The following is an 8,009-nucleotide window of genomic DNA, read 5'->3' as shown; positions in this document are numbered from 1 at the left end:
TGCGGAGAAATACACGATGAGCCAGGACAAGAAACCTGATACAGGTCGCCGCGGCTTTCTGAAGAAACTGGGCATGGCAGGTACTGCCGCCGGTGCTGTTGCTGTAGCAGGCACAGTACAGGCAAAAGTAACCACTGCAGAGTCCGGTGAGAAACAGGAAGGTTCCGGTTACAAAGAAACCGAGCATGTGCGTAGTTACTACGACACGGCACGTAACTGATAACGGCGAGAGGTGAGGAAATGAGACTAACGAAAAAATCCGATCAGCCCGCAGCACCTTCGCAGTCATCAGGACTTGGCTTGAGCCGCCGTCGCTTCCTGAAGAACTCTGGTGTAGCAGCAGGTGGTGTTGCCACTGTTGGCATGATGGCTCCAGGCATGATGCAACAAGCTGAAGCAGCAGGCGCAACAGCCGGCGCTCCAACAGAAGTGAAACGTACTATCTGTTCTCACTGTTCTGTAGGTTGTGGTGTATATGCAGAGGTACAGAACGGTATCTGGACCGGTCAGGAACCTGCTTTTGACCACCCATTCAACGCAGGTGCGCACTGTGCTAAAGGTGCTGCTCTTCGTGAACACGGTCACGGTGACCGTCGTCTGAAATACCCAATGAAGCTTGTTGATGGCAAATGGAAAAAACTTTCCTGGGATGAAGCAATCAACGAAGTTGGCGACAAGATGCTGCAGGTTCGTAAAGAATCTGGTCCAGACTCTGTTTACTGGCTTGGCTCCGCAAAATTCAGCAACGAGCAGGCTTACCTGTTCCGTAAATACGCAGCTATGTGGGGTACGAACAACGTAGACCACCAGGCACGTATCTGTCACTCAACAACGGTAGCTGGTGTAGCAAACACTTGGGGCTACGGCGCAATGACTAACTCGTTCAACGATATTCATTTCGCTAAATCGATCATCCTGATCGGCTCTAACCCTGCTGAAGCGCACCCGGTTTCTCTGCAGCACATCTTCCGTGCTAAAGAACGTAACAAAGCGCATATCATCTGTGTTGACCCACGTTTCACTCGTACCGCAGCTCATGCCAACGAGTATATCCGTATTCGTCCAGGCTCAGACGTAGCATTTATCTGGGGTCTGTTGTGGCACATCTTCGAAAACGGTTGGGAAGATAAGCAGTTCATCCAGCAGCGTGTATACGGCATGGATGAAGTACGCGAAGAAGTTAAAAAATGGACGCCAGCAGAAGTTGAAGATGTAACTGGTGTTAAAGAATCCCAGATGCGTCGCGCAGCTAAAGAGCTGGCAGAAAACCGTCCGGGTACTGTTATCTGGTGTATGGGTGGTACTCAGCACACCACAGGTAACAACAACACTCGTGCATACTGCATCCTGATGCTGGCACTGGGTAACATGGGTACTTCTGGTGGTGGTACTAACATCTTCCGTGGACACGATAACGTACAGGGCGCAACTGACCTGGGTATTCTGTCTCACACCCTGCCAGGTTACTACGGTCTGTCTGATGGTGCCTGGAAGCACTGGTCAAAAGTTTGGGATCTGGATCACGACTGGGTTTCCAGCCGCTTTGATCAGGAGGTGTACCGCAAACTTAAGCCGATGAATAACAAAGGTATTCCGGTTTCACGCTGGATCGATGGTGTTCTTGAAGATAAAGAACAGATGGATCAGAAAGATAATCTGCGTGTAATGGTTTGCTGGGGTCACGCGGTTAACTCTCAGACCCGTGGACCTGAGATGAAGAAAGCGATCGAGAAGCTGGATACGCTAGTGATCGTTGATCCATATCCAACTCACGCTGCAGTTATGTCTGATCGTAAAGACGGTGTTTACCTGATCCCTGCGTGTACTCAGTTCGAGACATACGGTTCCGTTACAGCATCTAACCGCTCGATCCAGTGGCGTGACCAGATTATCGAACCTCTATTCGAGTCCAAGCCTGACCACGAAATTATGTACCTGTTCTCTAAAAAGCTTGGTTTCGACCAGCAGCTGTTTAAGAACATTGAGATCAAGAACGGTCAGCCTGTTGTTGAAGATATCACGCGTGAGATCAACAAAGGTATGTGGACCATCGGTTATACCGGTCAAAGCCCAGAGCGTCTGAAGCTGCACCAGAAAAACTGGCACACCTTCAATTACGATACGCTTAAAGGCGAAGGTGGACCTGCAAGCGGTGACTACTACGGCATGCCATGGCCTTGCTGGGGTACTGCGGAACAAGGTCACCCAGGTACTCCGATTCTTTACGATACAAGCAAACCAGTTGCTGAAGGGGGTCTGACCTTCCGTGCCCGTTTCGGTGTTGAACGTGACGGCGTAAATCTGCTGGCTGAAGGTTCATTCTCTAAAGGTTCTGATATCAAGAACGGCTACCCAGAATTCAGCGAGAAGCTGCTGAAGAAACTGGGTTGGTGGGATGACCTTACGGCTGAAGAGAAGAAGATGGCTGAAGGCAAAAACTGGAAAACTGACCTTTCCGGTGGTATCCAGCGTGTCGCTATCAAACACGGTTGTGCTCCATTCGGTAATGCGAAAGCACGTGCAGTGGTATGGACCTTCCCGGATAAAGTACCTCTTCACCGTGAACCTCTGTATACGAACCGTCGTGATCTGGTTAGCAAGTACCCGACTTGGAACGATTCTGAGTCTATGTACCGTCTGCCTACCATGTATAAGTCTATTCAGGACAAAGACCTGTCTAAAGAATACCCAATCATTCTCACATCTGGTCGTCTGGTTGAGTATGAAGGGGGTGGTGAAGAGACACGTTCTAACCCTTGGCTGGCAGAACTTCAGCAGGAGATGTTTGTTGAAGTTAACCCGGTTGATGCAAATAACCAGGGCTTCAAAGATGGTGATGACGTATGGGTAGAAGGTGCTGAGGGCGGTAAAGTCCTGGTTAAAGCACTGGTTACCAATCGCGTTGAAGAAGGCGTTGTCTTCATGCCATTCCACTTCGGTGGTAAGTTCCAGGGTAAAGACCTGACCGATAAGTATCCTACTGGTGCAGCACCTTATGTTGTAGGTGAAGCAGCTAACACAGCAACCACTTACGGTTATGACCCGGTCACACAGATGCAGGAATCGAAAGTGACTCTGTGTCGTATCAACAAAGCTTCAGCTTAAGGGGTAACAGACAATGGCTAGTATGAAATTTCTCTGTGACTCCAAGCGTTGCATCGAATGTAACGGCTGTGTCACGGCATGTAAGAACGAAAATGAAGTGGAATGGGGCATCAATCGTCGCCGCGTTGTAACAATCAACGATGGTGAGCCGGGTGAAACCTCTATCTCCGTAGCATGTATGCACTGTTCAGACGCACCATGTATGGCTGTATGCCCTACTGACTGTTTCTATCAAACAGACGATGGCATTGTGCTGCATAACAAAGATCTATGTATCGGTTGTGGCTATTGCCTATATGCTTGCCCATTTGGTGCACCACAGTTCCCAAGCACAGCTGCTTTCGGTGAACGCGGCAAAATGGATAAGTGTACTTTCTGTGCAGGTGGTCCAGAAGAGGACAACAGCGCAGCAGAGCGTGCTAAATACGGTGCAAACCGTATTGCTGAAGGTAAGCTGCCGTTGTGCGCAGAGATGTGTTCAACCAAAGCACTTCTGGCGGGTGATGCCAACGAAGTATCAGATATCTTCCGTGAGCGTGTGATCTACCGTGGTCACTCTGATGGCGCATGGTCTATGTCTGAAGATGATCTGGCATACGATGCAACTCAGCAGAAAGCCTGATATAGCCAATCGTTACCGGGGGCATACGCCTCCGGTAACCCGGATTTGAGGGTATTTTATGCTTCGAATTAAATTGCCATCTCACCTTCTGCTACTTTTTGCACTGATGTTCTCCGGCTTTGCCGCTGCGACACCATCTGATGCAAAAATTGCTGGCTTTGCTGGAGCAGATTACTGGGAAGTTGTGCAGAAAGGTAATCAGGGTACAACCCAATCGCAGGGCGCTGAACACGGCCAACTCATCAATATGAAGGGGGATGAGTGGCGTCATTGGCGTAACCAGTGGATTACGCCAGCCGGTGCTTACGCGATTGGTGGAACCCTGGCTCTACTATTGATTTTCTACCTCATTGTTGGGCAGAAAAAACTGGACCACCCACGTAGTGGCCAATTGATAGAGCGCTGGAAACGTCTTGACCGTGCCAACCATTGGACAGTTGCGATTCTGTTTATCATTCTCACAATTTCAGGCTTGAGCATTCTTTACGGAAAGTTCTTCCTCAAAGATGCTTTGGGCGATTCATTGTGGGCCGGATATATTTCGCTATGCAAATTAGCGCATAACTATCTGGGACCACTGTTTGTCCTCGGCCTGCTGTTCATGATTGTGCGTTGGATCAAACATAACTTTTTCAATGCCACAGATATTGTCTGGTTCCTGAAAGGGGGCGGCATCATAGGCAATGCTCATCCGAGTGCTGGCTATATGAATGGTGGTGAAAAAGTCTGGTTCTGGCTTCTGACGATTGTCGGTATTCTGGTTTCAGTTACAGGATTGATACTGGATTTTCCTAACTTCGGTCAGTTCCGCGAAGATATGCAGCTCGCCAGCCTACTTCATGCAGCAGGCTCACTGATTCTTATTGCTGGTTCTTTGGGGCACATCTATATCGGTACTATCGGTACAGAGGGAGCCCTGGAAGGCATGAAGACAGGTTATGTTGATGAAACATGGGCTAAGCAGCACCACGATCTCTGGTATGAGGAAGTAAGGAACAGAGATAAAGAGTAAACCTTGTAAGGCAAGTTCCGGGGCTCTCATCCCCCGGAGCTTATCCGCATTCGGGATCAACAGATCGGTCTCACGCTTGCTAACCAAGCTTGGATATAGAGCCTGTTCTAGGATTCCTCAGTTCTTCACCATAACGTTTGTACAGCAAACGTGCTTTTTCTGCCGGCTATTAGCCGGCTTTTTTTATTCAACTCAGAATTTCCGCCTATACTTCAAAGAGTTGTTTCAATTGTTTAGGGTAGCTAAGTGCTTCGTTGTTTTAATACTCTCTGTGCCGCAACGCTGCTAATCGCGTCTCTAGTTAGCCATGCAGATGAGCGCATTGAGCTGATCGTACCCAGTTTTAAACCTTATACCTACTTTGAAGATGGGGAGTTCAAAGGGATCGGTGTTGAAAAAATTGAGCAGGTCTTTGCCGAACTTGAAGTGGAATACACACTGACACTCGCTCCCAATTATGGCCGAGCTGTTGATGAATTAAAAAAAGGACGTGTTGATGGCTTATTTCTCGCCTCTGAGAATGAGGAAAGAAATGCTGTCGCAGAATTCTCATCACCGATCATGATAAATCGCTGGTCCTGGTTCCTGGCACAGGGCAGCGATCTCCACCCTTCACAGGAAAACTTTAAGCAAGAGGCTCAGATAGCAACACACTTAAACACCAATACCCATAAGTGGCTAAGCCGCAACGGCTATAACGTTGGTTACGCACCCAGTGACACTCTCGCTCTGCCCCGCACCTTGCACAAAAAAAGGATCAGCGCAGTTTTTCTTGCGGAATTAGTTTTTATTGAAAGCAGTAAAGAGTTAGGGCTAAGCGAAGATGACTTTATCCAGGTGGTAGAAATTGCCAAACCTTTTGGGATCTATATCAGCAAGGCTTATCTGGAACATCACCCTGGTTTTATGCAACGTCTAAACACAGCAATAGAAGTAATCCAAACAGAACAGGCAGAAGATCCCTAAGGCAAACTTAGAGCTGTTCCTCACGCTCCCAGCGCTTCTGCATCTTATCAAGTACCCTCGCTACAGCGGCAAAGCCAAAGCTTGCAGTCACACAAGTTGATGCTCCAAAGCCTCCGGCGCAATCCAGGCGGGTATTACCATCAGTAATACTCTTTTGTGCGCATACAGAGCCGTCTGGTTGCGGATACACTAACTGCTCAGTTGAATAGACACAATCCACAGCGAAACGACGACCGCTTTTACTAAAGCGGTAATGACGGCGCAGGAAGGAGCGTACTTTGGCCGCTAAAGGGTCGTGATTGGTTTTCGCCAGGTCGCAGATATCAATTTTAGTTGGGTCTGTCTGCCCCCCTGCTCCACCTACTGTAATAACAGGAATCTTCCGATAACAGCAGTGAGAAATGAGGGCTGCTTTTTCCTTAACACTATCAATGGCATCGATAACGTAATCAAACTCATCTGTGATCAACTCAGGGATATTCTCACGTGTGATAAAGTCCTCGACCTCTATCACTTCACATTCTGGGTTGATCAGTTTGACACGCTCGGCCATCGCTTCGGTTTTAGAGCGTCCAACATTGCCATCAACAGCGTGAATCTGACGATTTGTGTTGGTGATGCAGATATCATCTAAATCAATCAGGGTAATTTTACCGATGGCTGTTCTTGCTAGCGCCTCAGCTACCCAGGAGCCCACTCCACCTATACCAATGACACAGATATGCGAATTACGAAAACGATCAACTACATCACTGCCATATAAGCGACGAGTACCACCAAAGCGGTTTTCAAAATCGGCTGACAACTGCTTGCTCCAGAAAAATTAAAATTCGTCGTCGGTTAGTTCAGTCAGGATAATGCTGCCACATTTTTTGCATTTCCCTTCGATGAAGATGATCTCATTAAGCTCATACTCAACCGGCTCAACCATACCCAGATTTACTTCCTGACACTGATCACACCAGGTTTCTTCTAGGAATGCTTTTTTCTCATCTTCATCACGTGCGTTAAAGTCACGTTCAATTCTTTCGTTATCACTCATATCATTTAACTACTTTTACTTTAGGCCAGCTCATTGTTTCAGGCTGGGCAAACTTATCATTGATTAGGCGCAAACACTCTTCATCAAACTGTTCCCCCTGCTCAGGCATACTCTTAAAACGGTACTGTTCGCCGTTAATTGTAAAAGCTAAAGCATAAGCGTGCAGGTAGGTGCGATCTGATGAGCTTTCACTATAGAGGGAATCGCCTAGTATTGCCGCCCCCTCACTCTTTAGAGCCACCCGTAACTGATGGGTTTTTCCAGTTGCTGGTTTTAGCAGAAACAAACGTAACCCTGGCTTCAGGGAAGAACTAAAAAACTGTGTAATTGCCGGGTTGTTTTTACTCTGCAGAAGTTTCCAGCTACCTCGGCGGGATTTTTCCATATCACCAATAATGAGCCCCTGCTTACGGCGCGGCTTGCGATCCGAGATTGCCAGATAATATTTCTCAATGTCCCGGCTACGGAACTGCTCTGATAGTTGTGCAGCTGCTTCAGAATGGGTAGCAAAGACCATCAGACCTGAAGTCACTTTATCCAGGCGATGAACAGGAAAAATATCAGCCCCTAGCTCTTCACTCAGCAACATAGCCAAACCGGACTCATCCTGATCTTTATGCACACTGATGCCTGGTGACTTATCTATCACCACAAAATCACCAGTTTTATGTAACAGTTGAAACACGAAGAGCAGCCCGCAAAGAAAGCGGCATGATGAGGTAGAAAAGAGAAGAATTCAAGGGAGGTGGAGTTAAACCTCCCCGTAAAATTGACTTAAAATTTAGTCCTGCAGCTTCTCTTGTAGCTTCTTAACTTTTTTATAAATCTTATTCACTTTATCGCTGTAGATATGGAATACCAGACTGCGTTTGCTATCTGGCTCTTTGTTATATTTAACCTCTAAGCAGGCCACATTATCTTCAACAAATTTTGCCGCTGAAAAACGATCATCGCTAGATTTAATATTCAGGAATTTTACACCGTCAGCAACCAGCGTCAGTCTACGATCAGTCACAGCAACAAAACCCTTATGCCAATCACGCCCTAGCAACTTTCCTTTATTATTAAGGTGGGACACGGTAAAGCGGATGCCGTTTTCCTTAACGAGAATTCCTTCCTTCTCTAATTTATTCAGAAACTTTTCGGAAACGTGCTTAGACATATGCCCTCCAGAAAACAACAGACTTTGCTTTAGGAGTATTTTGCATTACGCAGCTGCAAAATATTATGACAGTTCAATGAAGTTTAGCGGATATTCGGAT

The 8,009-nt window shown here is 47.3% G+C and carries 9 protein-coding genes; 5 read left to right on the top strand and 4 right to left on the bottom strand.

All coding sequences use genetic code 11. The annotated features are described in order from the left end of the window. The 5 genes from GY843_RS00240 to GY843_RS00220 form a co-directional block, all read left to right on the top strand. A partial coding sequence (locus tag GY843_RS00240; protein ID WP_297305719.1) for a twin-arginine translocation signal domain-containing protein occupies nucleotides 1–220 on the top strand: 220 nt, incomplete at its 5' end. 20 nt (nucleotides 221–240) lie between these two features. Further along, entirely contained in the window at nucleotides 241–3,105 is a 2,865-nt protein-coding gene (locus GY843_RS00235; RefSeq protein ID WP_297305718.1) for a molybdopterin-dependent oxidoreductase, read from the top strand. A gap of 13 nt (nucleotides 3,106–3,118) precedes the next feature. After that, a complete protein-coding gene (gene fdh3B, locus GY843_RS00230; protein ID WP_297305717.1) occupies nucleotides 3,119–3,727 on the top strand; it encodes a formate dehydrogenase FDH3 subunit beta in 609 nt (202 codons plus the stop codon). 58 nt (nucleotides 3,728–3,785) lie between these two features. Continuing rightward, nucleotides 3,786–4,739, top strand: a complete 954-nt coding sequence (locus tag GY843_RS00225) for a formate dehydrogenase subunit gamma (RefSeq protein ID WP_297305716.1) — start codon at nucleotides 3,786–3,788, stop codon at nucleotides 4,737–4,739. Between the two features lie 246 nt (nucleotides 4,740–4,985). Continuing rightward, nucleotides 4,986–5,705 (top strand): ABC transporter substrate-binding protein, encoded by a 720-nt coding sequence (locus tag GY843_RS00220; RefSeq protein ID WP_297305715.1) that lies wholly within the window; start codon nucleotides 4,986–4,988, stop codon nucleotides 5,703–5,705. Between the two features lie 7 nt (nucleotides 5,706–5,712). On the opposite strand, the gene tcdA is transcribed toward GY843_RS00220, so the two are convergent. From tcdA to GY843_RS00200, 4 genes are all read right to left on the bottom strand, one after another. After that, nucleotides 5,713–6,510, bottom strand: a complete 798-nt coding sequence (gene tcdA / locus GY843_RS00215) for a tRNA cyclic N6-threonylcarbamoyladenosine(37) synthase TcdA (protein WP_297305714.1) — start codon at nucleotides 6,508–6,510, stop codon at nucleotides 5,713–5,715. An 18-nt stretch (nucleotides 6,511–6,528) separates the two neighbouring features. Then, nucleotides 6,529–6,747, bottom strand: a complete 219-nt coding sequence (locus tag GY843_RS00210; protein WP_297305713.1) for a hypothetical protein — start codon at nucleotides 6,745–6,747, stop codon at nucleotides 6,529–6,531. Nucleotide 6,748: 1 nt separating this feature from the next. Beyond that, nucleotides 6,749–7,432 (bottom strand): TIGR01621 family pseudouridine synthase, encoded by a 684-nt coding sequence (locus GY843_RS00205; RefSeq protein WP_297305712.1) that lies wholly within the window; start codon nucleotides 7,430–7,432, stop codon nucleotides 6,749–6,751. A gap of 96 nt (nucleotides 7,433–7,528) precedes the next feature. Beyond that, nucleotides 7,529–7,909 carry a hypothetical protein gene (locus GY843_RS00200; protein WP_297305711.1) on the bottom strand — a complete coding sequence of 127 codons (381 nt, stop codon included), beginning with the start codon at nucleotides 7,907–7,909 and terminating at the stop codon, nucleotides 7,529–7,531. Nucleotides 7,910–8,009: the final 100 nt, after the last annotated feature.

It is taken from the genome of Neptuniibacter sp. (genome assembly GCF_024231755.1).
Classification (GTDB): domain Bacteria; phylum Pseudomonadota; class Gammaproteobacteria; order Pseudomonadales; family Balneatricaceae; genus Neptuniibacter.
Note: the sequence above shows the minus strand (reverse complement) of the source record. Positions and strands in the feature narration are given on the sequence as shown.